Origin of the sequence: Streptomyces sp. NPDC003456 (assembly GCF_042878735.1) — a bacterium.
Taxonomy (GTDB): Bacteria; Actinomycetota; Actinomycetes; order Streptomycetales; family Streptomycetaceae; genus Streptomyces.
Genome location: NZ_JBIAOK010000002.1, coordinates 388,790 through 413,387, shown reverse-complemented (window position 1 = coordinate 413,387; position 24,598 = coordinate 388,790). Strand labels below are relative to the sequence as shown.

Sequence of the window (24,598 nt, the reverse complement as noted above, 5' to 3'; positions counted from 1 at the left end):
GCCTCCGGCGTCCGCCGGGGGTGGCACCGCTGACGGGTCGTGCACGAGCACCGCCGACCGGCCGTGCACGCCGACGGTGCGGCACGCGGGTGCCGCGGGCCGGGCGTGCCCGGTGCCCCGCCGCGACCTGAGAAGTCGTCAACTGCTCACGAGCACAACGGCCGTGTCCGTCCGAGCCTCCGGTTCGCGGATGCGTGCGGCGGACATACTTCCGGGGACACGCGTGACGGTGGTGGCGAAGGGATACGCGGTGACCCACGAAGCGGCAGTCGGCGGACCCACCCGGCGTCAACTGGCCCGCGCGGGGCTGGCCCTGGGCGGGGCGCTCGCCCTCGCCCCGCTGCCCGCCGGACCGGCCGCGGCCGCTCCCGCGGCGCGGGACCGGCGGCCCACCCTGCGGCACGGTTCGGCCGCACGCGCCGGACTGCTCCCCTCCCACCTGCGCAGGCTCGTCACCGACGCCGAATCGTTCCTCGGCCCCTCCCCCGTCCACCCCTGGTACGCCGGTGCGGTCCTGCTCGCCGGCCGCGGCGGCACGGTCGCCCTGCACCGGCCCATCGGGACGGCGGTGCGCTACCGGGCCTACGACGAGAAGACCGACACGGGCGTGGAGTTCCCGCCCGGCGAGCAGATCCCGATGGCCGAGGACACCGTCTTCGACCTGGCGTCGGTGTCGAAGCTGTTCACCTCGATCCTGGCCGTACAGCAGATCGAGCGGGGCGCGCTGGGGCTGGAGGCCGAGGTCGCCTCCTACCTGCCGGATTTCGCGCGGGCGGGCAAGCAGGACGTCACCGTCCGGCAGCTGCTGACGCACACCTCGGGCTTCCGCGCGTGGATCCCGCTGTACAGCGCGCCGACCCGCGAGGCGCGGCTCGAACTCGTCTGGAACGAGGCGCCGGTCTCCGCACCGGGCACGGCGTACCTCTACTCGGACCTCAACCTCATCTCGCTCCAGCTGGTGCTGGAGCGCATCACGGGCCGCTCCCTGGACACCCTGCTGCGCGAGGAGATCACCGCCCCGCTCGGGCTGCGCCGTACGCGCTACAACCCACCCGCCTCCTGGCGGCCGGGCATCGCGGCCACGGAGGACGCCCGCAAGCCGTGGTCCGGGCTGGACCGGGGCCTGGTGTGGGGCGAGGTGCACGACGAGAACGCCTACGCGATGGGCGGGGTCGCGGGCCACGCGGGCGTCTTCTCCGACGCGTGGGAGCTCGCGGTGCTCGGCCGGACCCTGCTCAACGGCGGTGTGTACGGGCGCGGCCGGATCCTGGCGCCGGAGTCGGTGGAGCTGATGTTCACCGACTTCAACACGGCCTTCCCCGGCGACGAGCACGGGCTCGGTTTCGAGCTGTACCAGCACTGGTACATGGGCGCGATGGCCACGCCGCGCACGGCCGGGCACACCGGTTTCACCGGCACCTCGCTGGTGCTCGACCCGACGACCGACTCGTTCCTGGTGGTGCTGGGCAACTCCGTGCACCCGGTGCGCAGTTGGCGTTCCGGTTCCGCTCCCCGGGTGGCCGCCGCGAACAGCCTGGCCCGGGCGGTGCCGGTCCGGCCCGCGCGGGGCCGCACGGCCTGGTTCTCCGGTACGGCGCTCTCCGCGACGGCGACGCTCGCCCTGCCCGCGCTCGACACCTCGCGCGGCGGCGGGCGGCTGCGCTGCGCACTGTGGTGGGACACGGAGCCGGTGGCGGACACGCTGGTGCTGGAGGCGTCCACCGACGGCGGTACCGGCTGGCAGCCGGTGCCCTTCACCACCTCCCGCCGCGGCGAGGAGCCCCGCACCCACTCCTCGGGCGCGGTCACGGGCTGGTCGGGCCGGGTCTGGCACCGGACGACCGCCGAGCTGCCCGCCGCCCGCGGCCTCACCCTGCGCTGGCGGTACACGACGGACCGGCTCTACGTGGGACGCGGCTGCTACGTGGACGGACTGCGGGTGGAGTCGGCCGGCGGTGTCCTGTTCGACGAGGCGCGTCCGGCGGACGCGGCACGCGTCGAAGCGGTGGGCTGGGCACCGTCGGCCGACTGAGGCGGCTGTCGCGTCACTGGTTGAAAACGGCCTTCTGCACCTCGTTGGGACCGTCGAAGCGGTCCTCCTTCAGGCCGTCGAGCGTGCTGACGATCTTGTCGTCGGCGTGGTTGCTGCGGGCGCGTTCCACCAGGTGCTGCTTGTCCGTGGGGTAGTCCATGCCCTTGAGGGCCTTTTGCAGGTCGGTCGGGCTGAGCTCGGCCATGAGGGGCCTCCCGTGGGGTGGTGCGACCGTCAGAGACGGCCGGACAGTCCGTTTTCCTTCGCTTTGTCGGAGTGCCCCGGGGCGGCGGTGTGATTCACTCCGTCTCCTTTTCGAGGAGCGCCATCGCGGCGTTGTGCCCCGGCACCCCGCTGACTCCGCCGCCGCGCACCGCGCCCGCCCCGCACAGCAGGACGTTGGCGTGCCGGGTCTCCACGCCCCAGCGTCCCGTGCCGTCCTGGGCGTAGGGCCAGCTCAGGTCCCGGTGGAAGATGTTCCCGCCGGGCAGGCCCAGGTCGCGTTCCAGGTCGAGCGGCGTCCGGGCCTCGATGCAGGGCCGGCCGTCGGCGTCGGTGGCCAGGCAGTCCGCGAGGGGCTCGGCGAGGTGGGCGTCGAGCTGGGCGAGGGTCGACTTCAGCAGTTCCTCCCGCACGGCGTCGTTGTCCCGCGCGAACAGCCGGGCCGGGGTGTGCAGGCCGAACAGGGTGAGCGTCTGGCAGCCTCGCTCGGCCAGGCCGGGCCCGAGGATGGTCGGGTCGGTGAGCGAGTGGCAGTAGATCTCGGAGGGCGGCGCCGCGGGCAGCCCGCCCGCGGCCGCCTGGGCGTGCGCGGCGGCCAGCTGCTCGTAGCCCTCGGCGATGTGGAAGGTGCCGGCGAACGCCTCGCGCGGGTCGACCGAGGTGTCGCGCAGCCGCGGCAGGCGTTCGAGGAGCATGTTGACCTTGAACTGGGCGCCCTCCGCGGGCTCGGGGGGCGTGTCTCCCGTCAGCTCGGCGAGGGCCTGCGGGGAGGCGTTGACCAGGACGTGCCGGGCCGCGACGGTGCCCTCGCCGCCGGCCGTGCGGTAGGCGACCTCGGCCGTGCGGCCGTCCGTGGCGATGCTCAGCGCCTCGTGGCCGGTGGCGAGGACGGCGCCCGCGGCGCGGGCCGCGCCGGCGAGGGCGTCGGTGAGCGCGCCCATGCCGCCGACGGGCACGTCCCAGTCGCCGGTACCCCCGCCGATCACGTGGTACAGGAAGCAGCGGTTCTGCTTGAGGGAGGGGTCGTGGGCGTCGGCGAAGGTGCCGATGAGGGCGTCGGTGAGGACCACTCCGCGCACCAGGTCGTCGGCGAAGTGCTCCTCGACGGCCGCACCGATGGGCTCCTCGAAGAGCGTGCGCCAGGCCCGGTCGTCGTCGAGCAGACGGCGCAGTTCCTCGCGGGTGGGCAGCGGCTCGGTCAGGGTCGGGAAGATCCGCCGCGCCGCGCGTCCGGTAATGCCGTAGAACTCCTGCCAGGCCCGGTACTCGCGGTCGGAGCCGGTGAGCCGGGCGAAAGCCTCGCGGGTGCGCCGTTCGCCGCCGCCGACCAGGAGGCCGGTGGGCCTGCCGTCGCGTTCGGCCGGCGTGTAGGAGGAGACGGTGCGGGTGCGGACCCGGAAGTCCAGGCCGAGGTCGCGCACGATCTTCCGGGGCAGCAGGCTGACCAGGTACGAGTAGCGGGACAGCCGGGCGTCGACCCCGGCGAAGGGCCGGGTGGACACGGCCGCCCCGCCGGTGTGGTCCAGCCGTTCGAGGACGAGCACGGAGCGGCCCGCCCGAGCCAGGTAGGCGGCGGCGACCAGGCCGTTGTGGCCGCCGCCGACGATGACGGCGTCGTACGTCCGGTGTGCGCGGGGTCCCTCGGGTGCGGTCATGGTTCTTCGTAACACGGGGTGATCGTCGTCGGCCAGACGGCCGCCGGACCGGCCCGCGGGCGGCCGGGGTGCCGGGGTGGACGGCGCTGAGACTCGCGTCGTGCCGATCGGTCGGCCAGGGGTCAGGGCCGGTGCAGCGGGGCGGGCCGCTCGCCGGGGACCGGGTCGCCGGGGCCGGTGGCGGGGCGGGCGATCCACTCGCCGGACAGTCCGGCCGCCGGGTCGGGACGCGAGGTGGGCGGCACGGCACCGGCCGAGGGGCGCCCGCCGGTCATGCCGCGGGTCCAGGGCGGCATCCGGCCCCCGGGCACCGGCGCGCCGGGAGCCGGGAAGGGCGCGGCGGGGACGGGGAAGGGCGCGGCGGTGGCGGACACGGGGACCTGCGCGGCGCGGTGGGCGGTGATGCGCCAGGCCAGTTCGCGGGCGTCGCCCGGTCTGTCGTCGGGATCCTTCGCCAGCAGGTCGAGGATCACCCGCTCCAGGAACACCGGCAGCTCGGGCCGGAGTTCGCGGGGCGGACGGGGCGGGGTGTCGCGGTGGCCGACGAGGATCGACCAGGCGTCGTCGAGGTCGAACGGCGGCACGCCGGTGGCGAGTTCGTACAGTACGCACCCGAACGAGTAGAGGTCGCTGCGCTGGTCGACCTCGGTGCCGGCGATCTGCTCCGGGGACATGTAGTGCGGGGTCCCCATGGCGATGCCGGTGCCGGTCAGCCGGGAGGTGAAGCCGATGTCGTGGCCGAGGCGGGCGACGCCGAAGTCGCAGATCTTCACCGTGCCGTCGCCGAGCCGCACGATGTTGGCGGGCTTCAGGTCGCGGTGCACGACGGCCTGTTCGTGGCAGTAGGCCAGAGCGGCGGCGACCTGCTCGGCGATCTCCACGATGTCGGCGACCGGCAGCGGCCGGTGCCGGTGACCGGCCAGCAACTCGCTGAGGTTGCGGCCGTCCAGCAGCTCCATCACCAGGTACAGGACGCCCTCGGACTCCCCGAAGTCGTGCACCACGGTGATTCCCCGGTGCTGCAGCGCGGCGGCCACCCGGGCCTCGCGCCGGAACCGTTCGCGCACGACGTGGGTGAAGGCGCGGTCGTGGTTCGCGCCCAGCGGCTTCAGGCACTTGACGGCGACGTGCCGGCCCAGCGACTCGTCGCGCGCCCGCCACACCTCGCCCATGCCGCCGCGTCCGATCAGTTCCAGCTGCCGGTAACGGCCCTGGATCAGCCTGCTCTCCCCCATGTCGCGCGACGCTCCCCCCGGTAGCCGTTCGCCCGCCCCCTGGCCCCTCCAGTATGGCGGCCCACCGTCCGCGTGTGCACGGGGGCGGGCCGGGCGTGCGGGTCGATCCTCGGCACGGCCGACGGGAGTCGTACGGGCGGGAGTTGGGCCCGGGACCGGCTTGCGCCTCCGCGCGCGGGACGGCGGACGAGCCGGGACGGTGGCGTTCACCGGGGCACGGGCGCCGGGGACACCCGACTCGTCGCCCGGGCCGGTGGGGCAACGCCGCGACCGCGCGCCGGTACGGCAGCCCCCGCCTGCGGTCAGTCGAGCGTGGCGAGGAACTCCGTGCAGGCGCGCGCGCAGGCGCGGCACATCGCCGCCGAGCCCTCGGCGCCCGGCTGCCGGTCGAAGACGTGGGCGGCCTCCAGGCACACGGTCCGGCACCACTCCACCTGGACCCGGATGCTGTCCTCGTCCACCTGGTTCTGCTCGGACAGCACGCGGCAGGTCGCGTCGCAGACCTCCGCGCACATGATGCCCTTGCGCCGTACGAGTTCCTGGTTCTCGGTGCCGTCGGGATCCACGAGGCTCGCGCGCAGCGCACAGGCCCGCGCACACTCGGTGCACGCCTGGGCGCAGGCGAACCGGTCCTCCAGGAACCGGAACAGCTCCTGCTGGGATGTCGTCGAAGTCACGCAGCGCGGGTAGCCCCGCCGGGTGCCGTCAAACCCGGTACCGGGGTGCCGGGTGAGCCTGGTTCACGGCGGAAAGCGGGGGTACCCGCGGGTCATGGATAGCGCATGGATGGAGATGGCCGCGGGGCGTGGCGCCCTCGGCATCGGGCTGGTTGCGGCGGGTGTGGTGGTCGTGGCCCTGCTGCTGGGGGCCTTCGTCCTCGGCTTTCGCAACAAGCGCAGGGAACTTCCCGCACCCCGCCCGGAGGAGCAGCCGCGGATGCCCGAGGGCGGCCCGGTCCGGGAGACGCTGGAGCGCCGGGAGCCGGAGGAGATGCCGCGCAGCGACGAGCGCCTGACGCCGCACGAGCTGAAGACGAACGGCCGGCAGAGCGACCGGACGAGCGCCTCGCAGGAACGCCCGCGCTGGAACGAGGGCAGCAGTGGCGGGTTCGGCAGCGGCGGTCCGGGAGCGCGCTGACCCGCACCCCCAGCCACCCAGTCCCAGCGCAGCCCCAGCCGCACCCTCATGTGCCCCCTGGTCGGGGCGTTCGATCGACGAAGGGCCCGTGCCTGCCGCACGGGCCCTTTCGCGTGTCCGGCACTCCGCCGTCCTTGCCGGCCTCTCGGTACCCCGCACCCGGTCCGTCGAGTGAGGTGGATCACAGGATCGGGGTGCAGCGTGGCGAAGGGTCCAGCGTCTTCTCACAGGTGTAGGGGGCCACTGAGACGCAGGACGGTGAGGATGGAGCAGGATCGAGCGGAGGGCTTCGACGCGTTCGCGGCCGCCCGTTGGTCGGCGCTGCTCCATGTCGCGCGTCTGCTCACGGGGGGCGACCGCCAACGGGCCGAGGACCTGGTGCAGGAGGCGCTGGTCAAGCTCTGGTTCGCCTGGCCGAAGGTCGCCGAGCAGGCTCCGGAGGCCTATGTGCGCACGGTGCTCGTGCGGCTCGCGGCCCGCTCGGCCCGGCGGCGCTGGTGGGGCGAACGCCCGGTGGACCAGCTGCCCGACCGGGCCGACACCGGCGACATGTCGTCCGCCGTCGCGGAACGCTCGCGGCTGGAGGCGGCGCTGGCCCAGCTGTCACCGAAGCAGCGGGCCGCCGTGGTGCTGCGCTACTGCGAGGACCTGCCCGAGGCGCAGGTCGCCCGGGCGCTGGGCTGCCCGGTCGGCACCGCGCGGTCCCACGCCTCACGCGGCGTCGCCCGGCTCCGCGTGCTTCTGTCCGACGCCGCCCGGCCCGTGGGGTGAGAGGAGTGGAGATGGACGACTTCGAGCGGGACCTGTCACGCCTGATGCGCGACACCCGGCAGCACGCCCCCTACGAGCCCGAGCACCACCGGCGGGTGCACGCCGGGATCCGGGCCCGCCGCCGGTCCAGGATGCTGTGGAAGGCGGCGGGTTCGGCCGTCGCGGTGGCCGGGCTGAGCGTGGGGCTGGCCCTGCTGCCCCAGCTGGGCACCCGCGCGCAGCCCGCGGATCCCCGCCCGCAGCCCACGCTCAGCCCGGCGCCCACCGCCGACCCGGACCCCACGACCAACGCGCCGAGTCCGAGCCTCACCCCGACCGGGCCCGAGTCGTCGCCGCCCGCGGCCACGGCGGGCAGCAGCACCCCGCAGGGCGGTACGACCCCGCCGAGCGGCCCCACACCCACCGCCACGGCCTCGGAGAGCCGCACCTCGTCGCGTCAGCCGGACACCCCGCCGCCCACCTCGGCACCCGGTACCGCCCCACCGTCCGTCCCGGAGTCGGAGACGCCCTCCGCCTCGGTCCCCCCCGGCTAGCCGCCCGCGCGGCCTCACCTCAGGGCGTCCCCTCCCGCACCGTCACCGCACCATCCGCCACGGGCGCCTTCGGCCTGCCCGGAGACCGGCGCGCCCACCGCGGCCCGCGCCAGAGAGCGACCGTGAGACAGCCATGAGAACCGCACGGCGGCCGGCCCGGGCCGATCGCCTCACAACGGCCCCGACCGACCGCCCCACGACCACCCCGGCGGGCCACCCCGCAACCGCCGCGACCGGCCGCCCGGCACCCGAGCCGTCCGCGCTGCCGCGCCGGGCGCCCCTGCCCGCGCGCCACCCCGAGCCGGTCCTGGACGTGGTCGTGCCCGTGTACAACGAGGAGGACGACCTGGAACGGTGCGTGCGGCGGCTGCACGCGCACCTCGTCGAGACGTTCCCCTACCCGTTCCGCATCACCGTCGCCGACAACGCCAGCACCGACGGCACACCGCGCATCGCCGCGCGGCTGGCCGCCGAACTGCCCGGCACGCACTGGATCAGGCTGGCCGAGAAGGGCCGCGGGCGTGCGCTGCACACCGCCTGGTCCCGGTCGCGGGCGCCGGTGCTGGCCTACCTCGACGTGGACCTGTCCACCGATCTGGCCGCACTGCTCCCGCTGGTCGCTCCGCTCATCTCGGGGCACTCCGACATCGCCATCGGCACCCGGCTGGCGCGCGGCGCGCGGGTGGTGCGCGGCCCGAAACGGGAGATCATCTCCCGCTGCTACAACGGGCTGCTGCGCGGCACGCTCGCGGTGGGCTTCTCGGACGCGCAGTGCGGCTTCAAGGCGGTGCGGCGGGACGTCGCCGAGCGGCTGCTGCCGCTGGTGGAGGACCGCGAGTGGTTCTTCGACACCGAACTGCTGGTCCTCGCCGAGCGCGCGGGACTGCGGATCCACGAGGTGCCGGTCGACTGGGTGGACGACCCCGACAGCCGGGTCCACATCGTGTCCACGGCACTGGCCGACCTGCGGGGCGTGGCCAGGGTGGGCCGGGCCCTGGCCTGCGGCCGGCTGCCGCTGAGCGCGCTCGGCCGCGGCGGCGACCTGGCCGGGCACCTGCCGGCGGGCCTGGCCCGGCAGGCGGTGCGCTTCGCCGCCGTCGGCCTGGTCAGCACCCTGTTGCATCTGCTGCTCTACACGTCCCTGCGGCCGGCGGCGGGCGCGCAGGCGGCCAACGCCCTGGCCCTGCTCGCCGGCGCGGTCGCCAACACGGCCGCGAACCGGCGGCTCACCTTCGGCATCCGGGGTCACGGCGGCGCCCTGCGCCACCAGCTCAAGGGCCTCGCCGCCTTCCTGGTCGGACTGGCCCTGACCAGCGGTTCCCTGGCCGCCCTGCACCATGCCGCGCCCGGCTCGGGCCACCGCGTCGAACTCGTGGCGCTGATCGCCGCCAACCTCGCCGCGACCCTGCTGCGCTTCCTCCTCCTCCGCGCCTGGGTCTTCCCCTCCCGCTCCGCCCGCCGCACGTCAGGAACCTCATGAGCACCGTCGAGCTGCACCGGCCGCCCACCGGCCCCGGAGTCCCGGAAGTCCCGGGCGATGTACGGGAGTTGCGGCCACGTCTGCGTGCCGCCGCGGCCCGCTGGGGCCCGGTGCTGCTGACGTACGGGGTGCTGAAGCTGGCCGGCTTCGCCGTCTTCATGTACCTGCTGGACTCCACGGGCGACTTCCGCAGGAAGAACCCGCGCTTCGGCGGCGGCGCGCACGCCTGGGACGTCCTGGCCAGCTGGGACGGCTGGTGGTACCAGCAGATAGCCCTGCACGGTTACGACCCCGCCCTGAAGCCCGTCCCGGGCGCGACCGGCCTGATCACCCTGGAGGGCAACTCGGCGGCGTTCTTCCCGCTGTACCCGGCACTGATGCGCCTGGTCTCGGAGGTCACCGGCCTCGGCCCGTACGGCGCCGGCATGACCGTCTCCGTGATCGCCTCCTTCGCCGCCGCACTCGGCGTCTACACGGTCACCCGGCACCTGGGCGGCCACCGGGCCGGTCTGGTGGCGGCCGGCCTGTGGGCCGTCTGGCCCGGATCGGGCACCGAGTGGTCGGGCTACTCGGAGTCCCTCTACACGGCCCTGGCCGCCTGGGCCTGCCACGCCGTCGTGACCCGCCGCTGGATCACCGCCGGACTGCTCACCGGCGCCGCCGGACTGTGCCGGCCCACCGCCGTCGCGCTGATCGCCGCCCTCGCCGTCGCCGTGGTGCTGTCCCTGCGGCGGCGCGAGGACGGTGTCCGCCGCCCCCTGGCCGCGCTGGCCGTCGCCCCGCTGGGGCTGGTCGGCTACCTCGGCTGGGTCAACCACCGCATGGGGGACCTCAACGGCTACTCCAAGCTCCAGGACGGCGCCTGGGCCCACAAGTTCGACGGGGGCGTCCACACCTTCGACGTGCTGACCTCCGTGCCCGTCGGCCGCTTCGACTACCTGTTCGCCATGCCCTTCGAGGACGTCATCGGCGTGTGCGTGGTGCTCATGGTGCCGGTGCTGACGGTCCTGCTGGTGCGGCTGCGGCCACCCGCGGTGCTCATCGTGTACACGGTGCTGTCGTACCTGATGGTGATGACCACCCAGCAGATCTTCGGCAACGTCTCGCGCTACCTCCTGCCGCTCTTCCCCCTGTACGTCCCCCTCGCGCTCGCCATGCGGCGGCTCAGGTGGCCGTCCCTGCTCACGGTCCTCGGCACGGCCGCTCTCGCCTCCGGGTCGTATGCCGGATACGTCCTGTTCGAGCTGGGCGTGCCGTGACCCCGGCGCGGCAGTGCGTGCGCGGGCGGGCGCAACCGCCTGACCTGGCGGCATACTGATCACGCGCCGCGCCACGACCGGGCCGGCGGCGCAGAGGGGATGACGCGACGTGACCACGGAAGGAACGGGTGGGCGGGGGACGTCCGGCGAGCCGGACGGCCTTCCCGCGCTCACCGACGAGGTGTGGCAGCGTTTCCTCGCGGACAGCGAGTCGGCGATACGGGCCACCGCGCCGAGGGAGCCGTCCGCGCGGGAGCGGGCGCAGGGCCGCCGGCCCCAACCGCCGCAGACCGTGGGCGACCTGTGGCAGCCGGACGAGCCGCGGGCCCGCGTGGCCTGGCGGGATCTGGACCACCGCGGGCGGATGCGGCGCGCCGCGCGCTTCGCGGTGACCGCGGCCGCCGTCGCCCTGGCCCTCGGGGCCTGGTCGCAGCTCTCCACCGGCGCGAACCCGGACAGCCGGCCGGAGGAGGGCACCGTGCAGCAGGTGCAGGGCGCGGAACTCTCCACGGCCACTCCCCTGCCGTCCGGCACCCCCGTTCCGGGCGCCCCCCGATAGCACCCGCAGGACGGGTGCGGTCCGGCGGCGCCGCCTAGCATGACCTCACCGGCCGGGTCCGGCGTTCGCCGGGCGCGGCCCCGGCCGGCGACCCGGCCGGGACGCGCACGCCGACCCGAAGGGGACAGCCATGAGCGCGCCACGCCTGAGCAGTACGCCGTTGCCCGGCATAGGCGTCCGCTACGACCTGACGACACGGGAGGAGCGCAGGCTGTCGGTCGTCGCCCACCGCGACGGTCACCGCACCATCAGCGCCTACCGGGAGGACGACCCGGACGCCTGCGACCTGTCCGTGCGGCTGTCGGCCGACGAGGCGGCGACCCTCATCGACGCGCTGATGCCGGCGCACCACACCCCGAACCTGCTCTCCACCACCGACCTGGGACTGGTCGCCGAGCGCATAGGACTGCCCGGCTCCTCGCACTGGAACGGACGGCTGCTGGGCGAGTCGCGGATACGCACCGAGACCGGCGCCTCCGTGGTGGCGGTGCTGCGCCGGGCGGACGCCATCCCCTCGCCCGCCCCCGACTTCCGGCTGGCCGGCGGCGACACCCTCATCGTCATCGGCACCCGCGAGGGCGTGGAGGCGGCCGCCGCGATCCTCGGGCGGGAGTGACCCGCCGTGCACGACTCCGCGGTCTTCCTGATCGAGTTCGGGTGCCTCGTCCTCGGGCTCGGACTGCTCGGCCGGATCGCCGGGCGCTTCCGCTTCTCCCCCATCCCCCTGTACCTGCTGGCCGGACTGGCCTTCGGCAAGGGCGGTCTGCTGCCGCTGGGCGCCAGCGAGGACTTCGTGGCCGTCGGCGCCGAGATCGGCGTCATCCTGCTGCTGCTCATGCTGGGCCTGGAGTACACGGCCGCCGACCTCGTCACCAACCTGCGCACCCACGGTCCGGCCGGGCTCGCCGACGCGGTCCTCAACGCCCTGCCGGGAGCGGCGCTGGCCCTGCTGCTGGGCTGGGGCCCGGTCGCCGCGGTCGTCCTGGCCGGGGTCACCTGGGTGTCGTCCTCCGGCGTCATCGCCAAGGTCCTCGGCGACCTGGGCCGGCTCGGCAACCGCGAGACGCCGGCCATCCTGAGCATCCTCGTCCTGGAGGACCTCTCGATGGCGATCTACCTGCCCATCGTGACGGCCCTCTTGGCCGGAGTGGGGCCGGCCGCGGGCGGCGCCACCCTCGCCCTCGCCCTGACCGCGGTGTCCCTGGTGCTCGTCCTGGCGGTGCGCTGCGGCCGGCACGTCTCCCGCTTCGTCTCCAGCGACGACCCCGAGAAGCTGCTGCTGGTCGTCCTCGGAGTGACGCTCGTGGTCTCCGGTGTGGCCCAGCAGCTGCAGGTGTCGGCCGCGGTGGGCGCCTTCCTGGTGGGGATCGCGCTGTCCGGTGAGGTGGCCGAGGGGGCGACGAGCCTGCTCGCGCCGCTGCGGGACCTGTTCGCCGCGGTGTTCTTCGTCTTCTTCGGGCTGCACACCGACCCGGCCGACATCCCGCCGGTGCTGCTGCCCGCCCTCGCCCTGGCGGCCGTGACGACCGCGACGAAGATCGCCACCGGCTACTGGGCCGCGCGCCGCGCCGGGGTGGGGCGCAAGGGACGCTGGCGCGCCGGCGGCACCCTCGTCGCCCGCGGCGAGTTCTCCATCGTCATCGCCGGTCTCGCCGTCACCGCGGGCATCGAGCCGTCCCTCGGCCCCCTCGCCACGGCCTACGTCCTGATCCTGGTCCTGCTCGGCCCGCTGACCGCCCGCTGGACCGAACCCCTGGCCACCCGCCTGACCGCCCGGCCGGGCCGCGGACGCGGGTCCGGGCGGACGCCGCCCGCTCCTTCCGGGGAGCACGAGGCGATCGAGGACCGGGACGCGGTCGGGCGGGCCTGACGCGGGCAGTGCGGCGACCGCGCGCGGCGGGCGCCGTTCAGCCCGTCTTCCAGCCCCGGCGGGTGTCGACGCGCTCCCACTCCGCGTCCCACATCGCCAGGCGCCGCCCGTCCAGGACCAGGCGGGCCAGCCACACCGTGCCGAGGACCGTGCCGCCGGCGAAGGCCCCGGCCAGCACGCCGCCCATCGCGCTGTGCAGCCACGCCTCGCCGCCGGACACCGGCGGACTGGTGAGGTCGCCCTCCCGGTCCACCCACACGGCGACCGCGGAGCCGGCGCCCGCCCGGGGCGGCACGCGGGCCTCCTCCTGGTGGCGGGACCCGTCCGGCGCCGTCCAGCGCACCGTGCCCCACACGCGGTGGTCACTCGCCGCGCGGGCCGCGGACGGGCCCGGCGCGTCCCGGACCAGGACCGCCCGCACCTCGTGGCTCTCCGCCCGCTGCCGTTCCACGGCCCGGTCGACGGCGCCGGACGCCATCAGCCCGGCGCACAGCCCGCCCAGCAGGGCCAGCACCCAGCCGGCGACCACGACCCACGCCTCGACGACGTCGACACGCCGTCGCAGCGGGTTGGACCGCCACCTCCACCACCGCACAGTCGTGCGCTCGGACGCCTCCATCGGCCGACACCCCCTCGTGAGCACCGGCAGCACCCTTCCAGTGTGCTCCCGGCACCGGCGAAGGGCCCTGTCGGGGGGCTCAGCCCGACCAGCGGTCCTCTCCGGGCTTGCGCACCACCGCCAGCAGCCCGTCCTGGGCGGCCACCGCCTCCAGGGCCAGGGTGCGGTAGCCGGCCTGCGCGAAGAAGACGGTGATGCGGTCCTGGTCCTCGCTGAGCACCGTCCCGTCGCCCCACTGCTCGTGCCGGACCTCGGTGCCGACGGGGTAGGCGGCCGCGGCCGGGTGCACGGGCCGGTCCTCGGTGTCCTGCCCGTCCCGGTCCGCGTCGCAGAGGTCGCAGTTGCCGCAGGGCGCGGCGTGCTCCTCCCCGAAGTAGCCGAGGAGGAAGTGCCGCCGGCAGCCGGTGGTCTCGGCGTAGGCCCGGGCCATCTCGACCCGGGTGCGGTCCGTGCGGCGGTGGGCCTGCGCCGTGCGCGCCGCCTCCTCCGCCGCCTCCTCGGGGGACACGCCGTCGGCCGGGAGCACCGCGCCCTCCTCGCCCGTGTCGACCGCCTCGGCCTCCTGCAGGAGGTTCACCGCGGCGGTCACCCGGTTCCGGGACAGGCCCGTGTCCTCGCGCAGTTCGTCCAGGCCGGCGGGGTCGTCACCGTGGTCGTGGACGGCCCGGGCGACCTCCGACAGGGTCTCGCGGCCGGGGCTGCGTCCCGCGAAGTAGGTCTGCATGCCGGTGTCCTCGGACCGGTAGTGCAGGACGGCCAGGGCCGGTTCCCCGTCCCTGCCGCTGCGGCCGATCTCCTGGTAGTAGGCGTCCAGCGAGCCCGGCAGCGAGGCGTGCAGGACGAACCGTACGTCCTCCTTGTCGATGCCCATGCCGAACGCCGAGGTCGCCACGACCACGTCCGCCTCGCCGGAGAGGAACGCGTCGTGGATGCGCTCGCGTTCGGCCGCGCGCAGCCCGGCGTGGTAGGCCTCCGTGGTCAGCCCCAGGGAGGCGAGCTCGCGGGCGTAGTGCTCGCTGTCCTTGCGGGTGCCGGCGTAGACGATGCCCGGCTTGGGCTCGGCCGCGGCGCGTTCGACGACGGTCCGGCGCCGCTCCTCGTCGTCCAGGAAGCGGCGGACCTCCAGTCTGATGTTGGGCCGGTCGAAGCCGGTGACCATCAGGCGCGGGCGGCGCATGCCGAGGCGTTCGGCGATCTCCTTGCGCACCGGTGAGGCGGCGGTGGCGGTCAGGGCCAGGACGGGTGGCCGGCCGACGCGGCGCACGGCCTGCTCCAGGCGCAGGTAGTCGGGGCGGAAGTCGTGGCCCCAGGACGACACGCACTGCGCCTCGTCCACGACGAACAGGGCCGGGTCCAGCGCGGCCAGCCGTTCCAGCACGTCGTCCTTGGCGAGCTGCTCCGGCGACAGGTACAGCAGCCGGGCCTCGCCCCGCTCCACCGCTTCCCAGGCCTCCTGCGTCCCGGTCGCGCCCAGGTCGGAGTTGACCGCCACGGCGCCGGGTGCGCGCTCGCCCTCCGGCAGTCCGGCGATCTGGTCGCGCTGGAGGGCCAGCAGGGGCGACACGACCACGACCGGGCCGGACAGCAGGACCGCGGGCACCTGGTACACGGCGGACTTGCCGGATCCGGTCGGCATGACGACGAGGGTGTCCTCCCCGTCGAGCACCCACTCCATGGCGGTGAGCTGCTCGGGCAGGAGGGTGTCCCAGCCGAACACGTCGGCCGCGGTCTCCCGCAGGCTCGCGGCCCGGTCCTGCCGTGTCCCCGGCCGCTTCCGTCCCATGCCGGCTCCTCGCTTCTTCCGTGCGGACGGCGGTGGCTCGCGTCCGCGGCGCAGCCCTGGGTACCCGCCGGACCGCGTCCGTATCAGGGGTGTGCGCGGCGACGTCAGCGCGGGGACGCGGCGATCCGCACCCGGCCGGGGCCGCCCCCGGCATCGCCGCAGTCGCCGGGATCCGTGTGCAGGAAGCGGGCCAGGGCGCGCCCCTCCTCCGCCACGGCGTCGCGCTCGGCGCGGGACAGGCCGCGCAGCGGGGTGACGTGGACGGTGTCCGCCTCGGTGGTCCAGGTCGCGGCGACCCGCCCGTCGACCAGCACCAGGCGGGCCCCGGCGACCGACAGGCCGCGGTGGGCGGCGTCGATGATGCGGCCGCGGTCGTCGTAGCCGAGGACCGCGTTGTCGAAGGCGGGCAGGAACCGCACCGGGGCGGGGGTGCCGGGGTCGGGGCGGGGCGCGCCGGGGAGGTCGAGGAGTTCCCGGCCGCGCTCGTCGCGGAAGGAGACCAGTTCCCCGCGCAGGGCGCTCACCGCGCGCGGCAGCCCGGCCAGGCCGCACCAGGCGCGCAGGTCGGCGGAGGCGGCGGGGCCGTAGGCGGCGAGGTACCTGCGCACGAGCGTCTGCCCGACGGGGTCGGAGCCGTCCGGCGCCGGCGGGTCGGTCTCGCGTCCCAGCCAGGTGGACATCAGGCCGTACCGTGCGCCGCCCTTGGCCCGCCACAGGCCGCGCGGCGGGAGCTGCACGGTCGGCAGGAGACCGGCGACCAGCATCTCGCCCAGGGCCCGTGGTCCGGCGTGCGGCCAGCGGCCGGCGACGGCCCGGGCCAGTTCGGGCATGGTGCGGGGTCGGCCGTCGGACATCACCTCCTCGCCCGCCGCGGCGAGTTCACCGAGGTCCACGCCGTCCAGTTCGCGGCGGTACACCCCGAGCACCCGCTGGCGCAGCATGGCGTCGTGGCGGGCGCGCCAGGCCAGGGCGTCGTCGGCGGTGACCAGGTGGACGGTGCGGCGCATCAGGTGGGTGCGCACGACCCGCCGCGCGGTGAGCAGTGCGGACAGCTCCTCGGGGTCGAACGCCCGCAGCCGTGACCAGAGCCCGGTGAACGGCTCCTGCGGCTCCTGCGCCTGGAGCCCGCCCAGGTGGGCGACGGCGTCCGGCACGGGCAGATCGGCACGGTCCAGGAGCAGCTGGCGTGCCAGGGTGGCGCGATTGAGCGCCCGTGCGTCCAGAACGGTCATCGTGGAGTCTCCGGCCCTTCGTGTCGTGCGCCGGCCCGTCGTCCGGTCTCCGGGCGGCCTCACGGCCACCCTGACAGGCGACGAGGTCGATTCCTGACCGCATCCGCTTCCGTGCCGCCGGCGCGGGAGGGGCCCGGCACCCGTGTCGCTCCGGTGCCGGGCCGTCCCAGACCCCTGCCCGCGCCTCAGTCCTTGCCCCTGGCCTTGCGGACCGTGTCCTTCGTCCGGTCCATGAGGGCGGCGACGGGGCCCAGGGCGATGTTGGCGGGGGGATTCGCCCGCCGGCCGTTCTGAAGCGTGGCCTCGGGGGCCGATGAGCACGGATGCGTCCGTGGAAGTCTTTCGGCGCGGCCGGGTTCCGGCCACCGGCCGGATGCCAAGCGGGTGCTCAGTGGATCGGGCCGGCTCCCGCGCCGCGGGCCGGTCCGTGCGCCGACAGGCCGGTCAGAGCCGCCGCGGTGGCGACCGGCTCCAGGTGGGGTCCGATCCATTCGCACAGCAGGACGGTGGCGTCGTCCTCCAGCCGGCCGTCGTGGTACTCCAGGACGGCCTGGACCAGGCGGCGCAGTGTCTCCGGGACGGGCAGGCCGTCGGCGTGGTGGCGGACGAGGAAGTCGGTGAAGCGCTCCAGGCCGAACTCCCGGCCGCCGGAGCTGCGGGCCTCGGTGATGCCGTCGGTGTACAGGACGACGCGGTCGCCCGGCTGGAGGTGCTCCTCGCACACGGTGGTGCGCAGACCCAGTCCGGTGCCCATGGGGTGGGCCGGGGGGCAGCGCAGATGGGTGGACCAGCGGCTGTCGCGGATGATGATCGGCGGATGGTGGCCCCGGTTGACCCACCGCAGGACGCCGGTGCGGGTGTCGAGGGTGGCCAGGATGCCGGTGACGTACCGGCGGTGGTCGTACTGCTCCAGCAGGGCCGCTTCGACGGCGTCGGCCTTGTCGGCCAGGTCCGCGCCCTGACGCCGGGCGTTGCGGCAGGCGCCCAGCGCGAGGGCGCCGGAGAGTCCGGCGGCCGTGTCGTGGCCCATCGCGTCGAAGATCGTCAGATGGACCAGCGGCCCGTCGACGGCGTACTCGAAGACGTCGCCGCTGATGTCGTAGGCCGGTTCCAGCGCGGCGGAGATCGTGACCCGGCCGTCCGCGTAGGTGCGGGGCGGCATCAGGTTCCACTGCATCTCCGCGGCCACGCTCATGGGCCGGCTGCGCCCGAGCCGGGCCAGCGCGTCGCTGGTGCCCCGCTTGCTCACGATGATCAGCGCGACGAGGCCCGCCAGCGCCTCCATGTCCGCGTGGGCGGCCGCGTCGTCGCGCTCGGCGCTCACCCGGAGCAGCCCGATGCGCTCGGTCCCGTCCAGCAGCGGCACCCACCACTCGAAGACGCCGCCGCCCGGGGGCGAGGCAGGCAGGACACCGCTGTGCTGGAAGGCCCGTCCGGCGACCGTGCCCGCGACGGGCAGCTCGCGCTCGGCGTCGCCGCCGTCCGCCCCGGCACCGGGAAGCAGGCGCAGCGTCCGGCGCTGGAGGTCGGCCAGGTAGATCAGCACCCGGCTGAAGGAGGCCGCGCGTGCGCACTCGGTCGCCTTGTCGGGCAGCAGCTCGACCGGCATGAGGTGGCTCGCGGCCAGCAGATCGGCGAGCATCCGCCGGCCGCCTTCCCCGCTGTGTTCCCTCACGGTCCCGCCTCCTCCGTTCCCCGGCCGCAGCGGTCGCGTCGGCCCCCGGGGTGCACCGGACGGATACCCACCGGGCCGCGGATCACCGGCGCGGAGGCGTCGGTGTCCCGCCCAGGGGTACTTCGAGGGTGAACCACCGCCCGCCGCACGTGGAAAAGGAGGCCGTGTTGCTGTCCCACTCCCTCGATCACGGAGTCCTCGTCGTCACCGTCCACCACGACCCCGGCGTCGGCGGGCAGGCCGGGCTGATCGCCCGGATCAGCGGCCTCGTCGAGGCGTACCGCCCGGCTCCGCTGGTCGTCGTCCTGGAGCAGCCGGCCACGGCCGCCGCGGTCGGCGCGCTCCTGCGGGTGCACCGGCTGTGCAGCCGCCTGGGCGTGCTGATGTCGGTGGCGACGCACAGCGCCCCCACCCGCCGGGCGCTGGAGGCCCAGGCCGACCCGGCCGGCACGCGCCTGGTCGTCCACGCCCGCGCGGACGTCGCCGTCGCCGCCGCGTTCGCCGCGGCCGCCTGAGGAGCGCAGCCCCGGCGTCACGGCATCGTGCTCTGGGCGCTGACCAGGTCGGTGACGGCCCGCAGACCGCCGTGGGCGAGGGCCGCGCGCTGCCGGTCCGCGCCGGTGCCGTCCTGCAGGAGCCGGTGCACCAAGGACGTCACCTGACGGGCGTCGCCGGAGGCGTCGAGGGCGAGGCTCACGTGCCGCAGGAGCTGGTACAGCACATCGCCCGCGCGCTGCAGGGTGCCGCCGGGATCGACCAGCGTGTCGCCCAGTCCGTGCCGGGCCGCGTGCCACATGGTGCCCTGGAGCAGCTCCTGGGCGCAGTCCGGGGCGGGGGCGCCGGCGTTCGCCTCCGCCAGTGCCGTCTCCACCAGGGCCCGGATGATCGCGGCGAGCATCACGGCCTCGTCGGCGCGCAGCTGGACGTCCGGGCAGCGGACCTCGATCGTCGGGTAGCGGGAGGAGAGCCGGGCCTGCCAGTACAGCTGGCCGACGTCGGAGATCAGGCCGGCCTCCAGCAGCCGCTCCACACGCCGGTCGTAGTCCTCGACGTCGCGGAAGGACGGGGGCATCCCGCTCACCGGCCACCGGCTGAAGATCACCGTGCGCCAGCTGGCGAAGCCGGTGTCGTGGCCGTCCCACAGCGGGGAGTTCGCCGCCATCGCCGTCAGCGTCGGCAGCCAGAGGCGGATCCGGTTGAGGACCTGCACGCCCGCCTCCCGGTCCGGCACGCCCACGTGCACGTGCGTGCCGTTGACCAGCTGCTCGGCGACCAGCTGCGGCGCCTGGGCGACCATCGCGCGGTAGCGGGCCTGGTCGGTGACGGCGATGGGGCGGCCGTGCCGCACGGGGGGCGTGCCGCACACCCCGATCCGGCAGCCGTGCTCCTCGGCCGCTCCGCCGACCGCGTGGCGCAGCCGCAGCAGATGGCCTCCGACCTCCTCCAGGGTGCTGCAGACGGGTGTGGCCACCTCGACCTGCGCCTGCAGCAGCTCGTACTGCACCTCCTGATCGGCCACCAGGCGGCCCACGCCGGCCGCGGCGCGCACCTTGTCCGCCTGGGGCACCGGCAGACCCGTGACCGGGTCGAGCAGCAGGTACTCCTCTTCCACGCCGATCGTCGTCATCGACCACCCTCTGTTCCGCCCGCCCGGCGGGCCGGGGCACCGTACGCCCGGCCCGCGCTCGGTGCGCGGCGGGGACCGCTCTCGCGGGTCACCGAGTGCCGCGGCCCCGCTCGCGGCACACCACGCCGGACCGGTGGAACCAGCTTGCCCCCGGGAAAGGCGCGTGCGCGAGGTGTAGCCGCCGGGAGCCGGGTACTCGCGCGCGGCATCCGGCCTCCGCCGGGGGTGACGCCGGTGTCGCGCCGGCCCGTGGAAGGGAGCGGCCCATGCCCAGGACGATCGAGGAGCAGTCCGTCGAGGAGCTGGGCGGTCAGGCCAGCGTCCTGGCGCGGCAGCGCCGCGACCACGCGGAGATGGACCGCCTGATGGGCCGGTACGGGTCGCTGCCTCCCGGTGAGGACCGGGAGAAGGTCCTCAAGGACCTCGTCCAGCTCGTCTTCAGCCACGCCTTCGCCGAGGAGACCGTGCTCTGGCCCGCGCTGCGGCGTTCCGTGCCGGACGGCGAGGAGCTGACCTCCCGCGTGGAGGAGGAGCACCAGGAGATCAACGACCTGGTCGCCGACATCGAACGCCTGGAGCCCGGCACCCCGGAGCGCGAGGAGAAGGTGGAGCGCGCCTTCGCCCTGATCCGGCAGGACATCCAGGACGAGGAGGGTCTCCTGCTCCCCCGGCTCCAGGAGGCGGTGGACACGGACCGGCTGCGCAAGCTCGGCACCGCCTGGGAGACGATGCGCAGGACCGCGCCCACGCACCCCCACCCGGTCATCCCCCGGCGCCCGCCGGGCAACACGGTCCTCGGCGTCCCGCTCAGCCTGTACGACCGGACCCGCGACGCGCTGGGGCTGAACGTGCCCGCGCGCGTGCTGAAGAAGGTGCTGGTGGGAGTCGCCGGGTTCGTGGTCGGCGTGGCGGCCTTCGCGGTCGTGCGCAAACGGCGTTGACGCCGCCGCCCCATCGAATGGAACATTCCGCCATTCAGCCCAAGAAAGCACCATGTCGGGCAATGGCGGCCAATCAGAGCGACTAGGTTCCTCGGGTCGGATGACCCGTCACCCGTCATGCATCGTTGCTGCCGATAGAGGACTGATGGCGACACACACTGAACCGGTTGCGCCAGTACCCGCGGTGGAGCGCCGCGGCAGAGGGAAAGTGGTCGTCACCTGGCTGACGACCACCGACCACAAGAAGATCGGACATCTGTACCTGATCACCTCGTTCCTGTTCTTCCTGGTCGGAGGAGCACTCGCGATGGCGATCCGGGCCGAACTGGCGCGGCCGGGCCTGCAGATCCTGTCCAACGAGCAGTACAACCAGTCGTTCACGATGCACGGGACGATCATGCTGCTGCTGTTCGCGACACCGACGTTCGCCGGGTTCGCCAACGCGATCATGCCGTTGCAGATCGGTTCCCCGGACGTCGCCTTCCCCCGGCTGAACATGTTCTCGTACTGGCTGTTCGCCTTCGGCGGGGTGATCGTGCTCAGCAGCTTCCTCACCCCGCAGGGCGCGGCCGACTTCGGCTGGACGGCCTACACCCCGCTCAGCGGCGGCGAGCGCACCCCCTACATCGGCGGCGACCTGTGGATCATGGGGCTGGCCCTCGCCGGCTTCGGCACGATCCTCGGCTCGGTCAACTTCATCACGACCATCATCTGCATGCGCGCCCCCGGCATGACGATGTTCCGCATGCCGATCTTCACCTGGAACGTCCTGCTCACCTCGGTGCTGGTGCTGCTGGCCTTCCCGGTGCTGGCCGCCGCGCTGTTCGCGCTGGAGGCCGACCGCCGTTTCGGGGCGCAGATCTTCAACCCGGAGAACGGCGGAGCGGTGCTCTGGCAGCACCTGTTCTGGTTCTTCGGCCATCCCGAGGTCTACATCCTCGCCCTGCCGTTCTTCGGCGTGATCACGGAGATCATCCCGGTCTTCGCCCGCAAGCCGATCTTCGGCTACACGGGCCTGGTCGGCGCCACCATCGCCATCGCGGGCCTCTCCGTGACGGTGTGGGCGCACCACATGTTCGCCACCGGCGCGGTGCTGCTGCCGTTCTTCGCCTTCATGACGTACTTGATCGCCGTCCCGACGGGCGTGAAGTTCTTCAACTGGATCGGCACCATGTGGAAGGGCTCCTTGTCCTTCGAGCCGCCCATGCTGTGGGCGGCGGGCTTCCTCGTGACCTTCCTCTTCGGCGGGCTGACCGGCGTCATCCTCGGCTCGCCGCCGCTGGACTGGCACGTCACCGACTCGTACTTCGTGATCGCCCACTTCCACTACGTGCTGTTCGGCACGATCGTCTTCGCGATGTTCGGCGGCTTCAGCTTCTGGTGGCCGAAGATGACCGGCACGATGCTCGACGAGCGCCTGGAGAAGGTGCACTTCTGGACGCTGTTCGTCGGCTTCCACATGACGTTCCTGGTGCAGCACTGGCTCGGCGCCGAGGGCATGCCCCGCCGGTACGCCGACTACCTCGCCGCGGACGGCTTCACCGCGCTGAACACCATCTCCTCGATCGGCGCCTTCCTGCTCGGCATGTCGACCTTCCCCTTCCTCTACAACGTGTGGAAGACGGCCCAGAAGGGCGAGAAGGTCGAGGTCGACGACCCCTGGGGCTACGGCCGTTCCCTGGAGTGGGCGACCTCCTGCCCGCCGCCCCGGCACAACTTCGTCACCCTGCCGAAGATCCGCTCCGAGTCCCCCGCCTTCGACCTGCACCACCCTGATGTGGCCATGCTGGACCAGGCGGAGAACACCGGACGGCGCGACATCATGGAGGCCGAGGGCCACAAGGGCGACCGGCCGTGAGACGCCTCCGGCACGGGGCGCCGGCCGGCGTGACGGGAAGCGGCCTGGCCGAGGAGGCCGAGGGGTACCTCCTCGCCCAGAGCCACCGCGACCAGGCCCGGCGTGAGGCCGAGGAACTGTGCGCGCAACTGCCGTGGCTGACCACGGCCGAGGCCGAGGACCTCACCACCCACTTCGTCCGGCAGCGGCTCGACGTCAGCCGCCGCCTGCTGCGCGGCACGGTCCGGCGCGCGGCGGAGCTGCGCGAGGAGTACGAGGCCCGGTACGCCGAACTCCGGCGCGCTCTGCTGCGCCGGCACGCGGCGGGGGCCTGTGCCGTCCTCGCCTGTGCCGTGTCGGTGAGCGCCGTGGTCTGCGACCTCATCGGCTGACGGCGCAACCGGCCGGGAGCGGGGCCCCCCCGCCGCCCGGGCGGGGGCCCCCCCCCCCGGGCGCCCACCGGGGCCCGCGGGGTAACCGGGGGAGGGGGGCGATGGGGGGGGGGGGGCCCCACCCCCCCCCCGCCCCCCCCCCCCGCCCGCCCCCCCCCCCCCCCCCCCCCCCCCCCCCCCCCCCCGCTCCCGTGTCCGCTCACGGGATCCGGCTCTTCACCGGGTCCAGGCGTCCTTGCGGGGCAGGGGCCCGACACCGGCCCGGCGGCCCCGGCGCAGGGCGGCGTGGCGCTGCCCCGGGCCGGGGCCGCCACGCGCGGCGAGGGCGTCGGCGACGGCGCCGGTGACGAAGGCGTACACGGCCTTGTGCAGGACGTCCACCGCGAGTTCCTTGCGGGGCCAGGTCTGGGGCGGGGCGCCGACGCCGGTCGCGTTCTCGAGGATCTGGTCGTTGGTGAGGCGGACGACCGTGAACTTGGCCGAGGCGACCGGGCCGCGCAGCCCGGCCTGGGCCATGACCGAGCGCAGCACACCGAGCACGGCGGCCTGGCCGAAGTGCATGGCCCAGTTGACGGGCAGCGGCTGGGTGCCCGGGCGTTCGCGCATCCCGGTGAGTCTCTGCAGGACCCGGGCGGGCACGTGGGAGTCGGGACGGCCGGTCACCGCCTGCTCCGCCTTCTCGCCGAGGGTCATCACGACGCCGCCGGCGGTGCCGGCGACCAGCCCTTGCCACAGTGCGCGCCTGATCATGCGGCGGCGGGTACCCGGCGGCCCGGTCTTCATCCCGGCTCGACGGCCGGTGACAGACCCGTCCTCACACTGGGCCGCCGGGCCCGCGCCCGGTCACAGGGCGTCGGCGAGGCGGTCGACCTGGTCCGGATCGGAGCCGTGGCAGTAGAGCATGACCTCGTCGGCGCCGAGTCCGGCGAAGCCGGTGACGGCCTCCCGGACGGCGGCGGGAGTGGTGAGCAGCCCCTCGACCATCCGGTCCGGCATCCCGGTGAAGGCGTAGTAGGCGTGCATCGCGGCCCGGGCGTCGTCGACGACGTGGGCCGGGCCGAGGGCGACGTCGACCTGGGCGACCAGGCGCGGCTCGCCGTCGCGGCCGTACTGCTGCCAGCAGGCGCGGGCGGTGTCGAACAGGCCGCCTGCCCAGGACAGCGGTGCCGCGGCGAGGAAGCCGTCGCCCCAGCGGGCGACGCGTTCGATCGCGGCGGGCTTGAAGCCGCCGAAGAGCACTTCGGGACCGCCGGGCCGGGCGGGCCGCGGGCCGATCGGGCCCGCGCCGTCGCCCCAGGACCGACCCGACCACAGGCGGCGCATCAGCGCCATCTGCTCGTCCAGGCGCCGGCCCCGGGTGTTCACGGCGACACCGGCGACCTGGTGGTCGTCGTCCCGGCCGCCGACGCCCAGGCCCAGGACGAGGCGGCCGCCGGTCATCCGGTCCAGGGTGGCGGCCTGCTTGGCGAGCAGGGCGGTGTCGCGCAGCGGGGCGAGCAGCACCTCGGTCTGCACTCGGATGCGGGAGGTGGCACCCGCGAGGACGGCGAGCGCGACGAGCGGTTCGGGGTTGTCGTAGACGAGCCGGTCGAGCAGGCCGAGGGTGCTGAAGGGCCCGGCCTCGGCGCGCCGGGCCCAGGAGAGCAGGGACGCGGGGTCGCCGATGGGCAGACCGATACCGACGTTCATGAAGGAGACCTCCGACAGGAAGGGTCGACAAGGACGGCTGCCGCCCCTCC

24 protein-coding genes are annotated in these 24,598 nt (G+C 74.6%); 13 read left to right on the top strand and 11 right to left on the bottom strand.

The annotated features are described in order from the left end of the window. Positions 1-250 precede the first annotated feature (250 nt). Positions 251-2,032, top strand: a complete 1,782-nt coding sequence (locus tag ACFYWG_RS07490) for a serine hydrolase (protein WP_389199890.1) — start codon at positions 251-253, stop codon at positions 2,030-2,032. Positions 2,033-2,045: 13 nt separating this feature from the next. Here the strand turns inward: ACFYWG_RS07490 and ACFYWG_RS07485 are convergent, their stop codons facing one another. The 4 genes from ACFYWG_RS07485 to ACFYWG_RS07470 form a co-directional block, all read right to left on the bottom strand. Next, positions 2,046-2,237, bottom strand: a complete 192-nt coding sequence (locus ACFYWG_RS07485; protein WP_376329786.1) for a DUF2795 domain-containing protein — start codon at positions 2,235-2,237, stop codon at positions 2,046-2,048. A 94-nt stretch (positions 2,238-2,331) separates the two neighbouring features. Further along, the gene (locus ACFYWG_RS07480) at positions 2,332-3,909 is read right to left on the bottom strand and encodes a phytoene desaturase family protein (RefSeq protein ID WP_389199888.1); all 1,578 of its coding nucleotides are present in this window, start codon (positions 3,907-3,909) and stop codon (positions 2,332-2,334) included. A 122-nt stretch (positions 3,910-4,031) separates the two neighbouring features. Beyond that, positions 4,032-5,144, bottom strand: a complete 1,113-nt coding sequence (locus ACFYWG_RS07475) for a serine/threonine-protein kinase (RefSeq protein ID WP_389199886.1) — start codon at positions 5,142-5,144, stop codon at positions 4,032-4,034. A 302-nt stretch (positions 5,145-5,446) separates the two neighbouring features. Next, positions 5,447-5,821 carry a four-helix bundle copper-binding protein gene (locus tag ACFYWG_RS07470; RefSeq protein ID WP_383508029.1) on the bottom strand — a complete coding sequence of 125 codons (375 nt, stop codon included), beginning with the start codon at positions 5,819-5,821 and terminating at the stop codon, positions 5,447-5,449. 94 nt (positions 5,822-5,915) lie between these two features. Between ACFYWG_RS07470 and ACFYWG_RS07465 the strand changes: the two genes are divergently transcribed. From ACFYWG_RS07465 to ACFYWG_RS07430, 8 genes are all read left to right on the top strand, one after another. Continuing rightward, positions 5,916-6,281, top strand: coding sequence for a DUF6479 family protein (locus tag ACFYWG_RS07465; RefSeq protein WP_376329796.1), 366 nt, complete (start codon positions 5,916-5,918; stop codon positions 6,279-6,281). A 264-nt stretch (positions 6,282-6,545) separates the two neighbouring features. Continuing rightward, positions 6,546-7,052, top strand: coding sequence for a SigE family RNA polymerase sigma factor (locus ACFYWG_RS07460; protein WP_376329799.1), 507 nt, complete (start codon positions 6,546-6,548; stop codon positions 7,050-7,052). A gap of 11 nt (positions 7,053-7,063) precedes the next feature. Then, positions 7,064-7,585: a cellulase gene (locus tag ACFYWG_RS07455; RefSeq protein WP_389199883.1), complete on the top strand. Its 522-nt coding sequence runs from the start codon at positions 7,064-7,066 to the stop codon at positions 7,583-7,585. Positions 7,586-7,718: 133 nt separating this feature from the next. Further along, on the top strand, positions 7,719-9,065 hold the full coding sequence (locus ACFYWG_RS07450) for a glycosyltransferase (protein ID WP_383508022.1): 1,347 nt from the start codon (positions 7,719-7,721) through the stop codon (positions 9,063-9,065). Next, a complete protein-coding gene (locus tag ACFYWG_RS07445) occupies positions 9,062-10,324 on the top strand; it encodes a glycosyltransferase family 39 protein (RefSeq protein WP_389199880.1) in 1,263 nt (420 codons plus the stop codon). The genes ACFYWG_RS07450 and ACFYWG_RS07445 overlap by 4 nt, the downstream gene beginning before the upstream one ends. Positions 10,325-10,433: 109 nt before the next feature. Then, the gene (locus tag ACFYWG_RS07440) at positions 10,434-10,883 is read left to right on the top strand and encodes a hypothetical protein (protein WP_385414423.1); all 450 of its coding nucleotides are present in this window, start codon (positions 10,434-10,436) and stop codon (positions 10,881-10,883) included. Positions 10,884-11,013: 130 nt separating this feature from the next. Next, complete coding sequence (locus ACFYWG_RS07435) at positions 11,014-11,499, top strand: cation:proton antiporter regulatory subunit (protein ID WP_376329812.1); 486 nt, start codon at positions 11,014-11,016, stop codon at positions 11,497-11,499. A 6-nt stretch (positions 11,500-11,505) separates the two neighbouring features. Further along, entirely contained in the window at positions 11,506-12,753 is a 1,248-nt protein-coding gene (locus ACFYWG_RS07430) for a cation:proton antiporter (protein WP_389199878.1), read from the top strand. Between the two features lie 37 nt (positions 12,754-12,790). On the opposite strand, the gene ACFYWG_RS07425 is transcribed toward ACFYWG_RS07430, so the two are convergent. The 4 genes from ACFYWG_RS07425 to ACFYWG_RS07410 form a co-directional block, all read right to left on the bottom strand. Next, positions 12,791-13,372: a hypothetical protein gene (locus tag ACFYWG_RS07425; RefSeq protein ID WP_389199876.1), complete on the bottom strand. Its 582-nt coding sequence runs from the start codon at positions 13,370-13,372 to the stop codon at positions 12,791-12,793. 79 nt (positions 13,373-13,451) lie between these two features. Next, positions 13,452-15,155 (bottom strand): RecQ family ATP-dependent DNA helicase, encoded by a 1,704-nt coding sequence (locus ACFYWG_RS07420; RefSeq protein ID WP_389199874.1) that lies wholly within the window; start codon positions 15,153-15,155, stop codon positions 13,452-13,454. Between the two features lie 104 nt (positions 15,156-15,259). After that, entirely contained in the window at positions 15,260-16,387 is a 1,128-nt protein-coding gene (locus ACFYWG_RS07415; protein WP_376329821.1) for a winged helix DNA-binding domain-containing protein, read from the bottom strand. A gap of 388 nt (positions 16,388-16,775) precedes the next feature. After that, entirely contained in the window at positions 16,776-18,029 is a 1,254-nt protein-coding gene (locus ACFYWG_RS07410) for a PP2C family protein-serine/threonine phosphatase (RefSeq protein ID WP_385414824.1), read from the bottom strand. A 197-nt stretch (positions 18,030-18,226) separates the two neighbouring features. On the opposite strand from ACFYWG_RS07410, the gene ACFYWG_RS07405 reads away from it, so the two are divergent. Then, a complete protein-coding gene (locus tag ACFYWG_RS07405; protein WP_389199872.1) occupies positions 18,227-18,577 on the top strand; it encodes a hypothetical protein in 351 nt (116 codons plus the stop codon). Between the two features lie 17 nt (positions 18,578-18,594). On the opposite strand, the gene ACFYWG_RS07400 is transcribed toward ACFYWG_RS07405, so the two are convergent. Next, a complete protein-coding gene (locus tag ACFYWG_RS07400; RefSeq protein WP_383507998.1) occupies positions 18,595-19,689 on the bottom strand; it encodes a glutamate--cysteine ligase in 1,095 nt (364 codons plus the stop codon). A 266-nt stretch (positions 19,690-19,955) separates the two neighbouring features. Between ACFYWG_RS07400 and ACFYWG_RS07395 the strand changes: the two genes are divergently transcribed. The 3 genes from ACFYWG_RS07395 (at position 19,956) to ACFYWG_RS07385 (ending at position 22,859) form a co-directional block, all read left to right on the top strand. Next, entirely contained in the window at positions 19,956-20,630 is a 675-nt protein-coding gene (locus ACFYWG_RS07395; RefSeq protein WP_383507995.1) for a hemerythrin domain-containing protein, read from the top strand. A 145-nt stretch (positions 20,631-20,775) separates the two neighbouring features. After that, entirely contained in the window at positions 20,776-22,488 is a 1,713-nt protein-coding gene (gene ctaD / locus ACFYWG_RS07390) for a cytochrome c oxidase subunit I (protein ID WP_376329830.1), read from the top strand. Positions 22,489-22,517: 29 nt separating this feature from the next. Further along, a complete protein-coding gene (locus tag ACFYWG_RS07385) occupies positions 22,518-22,859 on the top strand; it encodes a hypothetical protein (RefSeq protein ID WP_389199869.1) in 342 nt (113 codons plus the stop codon). 216 nt (positions 22,860-23,075) lie between these two features. Here ACFYWG_RS07385 and ACFYWG_RS07380 read toward each other — a convergent pair whose 3' ends face one another. Both ACFYWG_RS07380 and ACFYWG_RS07375 read right to left on the bottom strand, forming a co-directional pair. After that, a complete protein-coding gene (locus tag ACFYWG_RS07380; protein WP_383508420.1) occupies positions 23,076-23,609 on the bottom strand; it encodes a hypothetical protein in 534 nt (177 codons plus the stop codon). Positions 23,610-23,702: 93 nt separating this feature from the next. Continuing rightward, complete coding sequence (locus tag ACFYWG_RS07375) at positions 23,703-24,548, bottom strand: LLM class flavin-dependent oxidoreductase (protein WP_389199867.1); 846 nt, start codon at positions 24,546-24,548, stop codon at positions 23,703-23,705. Positions 24,549-24,598: the final 50 nt, after the last annotated feature.

Coding starts and splice junctions, on each gene's coding strand:
- ACFYWG_RS07395 (WP_383507995.1), top strand. CDS start 19,956: ATGCCCAGGACGATCGAGGAGCAGTCCGTCGAGGAGCTGGGCGGTCAG.
- ACFYWG_RS07375 (WP_389199867.1), bottom strand. CDS start 24,548: ATGAACGTCGGTATCGGTCTGCCCATCGGCGACCCCGCGTCCCTGCTC.
- ACFYWG_RS07410 (WP_385414824.1), bottom strand. CDS start 18,029: ATGCTCGCCGATCTGCTGGCCGCGAGCCACCTCATGCCGGTCGAGCTG.
- ACFYWG_RS07465 (WP_376329796.1), top strand. CDS start 5,916: ATGGATAGCGCATGGATGGAGATGGCCGCGGGGCGTGGCGCCCTCGGC.
- ACFYWG_RS07400 (WP_383507998.1), bottom strand. CDS start 19,689: ATGACGACGATCGGCGTGGAAGAGGAGTACCTGCTGCTCGACCCGGTC.
- ACFYWG_RS07435 (WP_376329812.1), top strand. CDS start 11,014: ATGAGCGCGCCACGCCTGAGCAGTACGCCGTTGCCCGGCATAGGCGTC.
- ACFYWG_RS07420 (WP_389199874.1), bottom strand. CDS start 15,155: ATGGGACGGAAGCGGCCGGGGACACGGCAGGACCGGGCCGCGAGCCTG.
- ACFYWG_RS07485 (WP_376329786.1), bottom strand. CDS start 2,237: ATGGCCGAGCTCAGCCCGACCGACCTGCAAAAGGCCCTCAAGGGCATG.
- ACFYWG_RS07415 (WP_376329821.1), bottom strand. CDS start 16,387: ATGACCGTTCTGGACGCACGGGCGCTCAATCGCGCCACCCTGGCACGC.
- ACFYWG_RS07450 (WP_383508022.1), top strand. CDS start 7,719: ATGAGAACCGCACGGCGGCCGGCCCGGGCCGATCGCCTCACAACGGCC.
- ACFYWG_RS07425 (WP_389199876.1), bottom strand. CDS start 13,372: ATGGAGGCGTCCGAGCGCACGACTGTGCGGTGGTGGAGGTGGCGGTCC.
- ctaD (WP_376329830.1), top strand. CDS start 20,776: ATGGCGACACACACTGAACCGGTTGCGCCAGTACCCGCGGTGGAGCGC.
- ACFYWG_RS07480 (WP_389199888.1), bottom strand. CDS start 3,909: ATGACCGCACCCGAGGGACCCCGCGCACACCGGACGTACGACGCCGTC.
- ACFYWG_RS07475 (WP_389199886.1), bottom strand. CDS start 5,144: ATGGGGGAGAGCAGGCTGATCCAGGGCCGTTACCGGCAGCTGGAACTG.
- ACFYWG_RS07460 (WP_376329799.1), top strand. CDS start 6,546: ATGGAGCAGGATCGAGCGGAGGGCTTCGACGCGTTCGCGGCCGCCCGT.
- ACFYWG_RS07380 (WP_383508420.1), bottom strand. CDS start 23,609: ATGATCAGGCGCGCACTGTGGCAAGGGCTGGTCGCCGGCACCGCCGGC.
- ACFYWG_RS07455 (WP_389199883.1), top strand. CDS start 7,064: ATGGACGACTTCGAGCGGGACCTGTCACGCCTGATGCGCGACACCCGG.
- ACFYWG_RS07445 (WP_389199880.1), top strand. CDS start 9,062: ATGAGCACCGTCGAGCTGCACCGGCCGCCCACCGGCCCCGGAGTCCCG.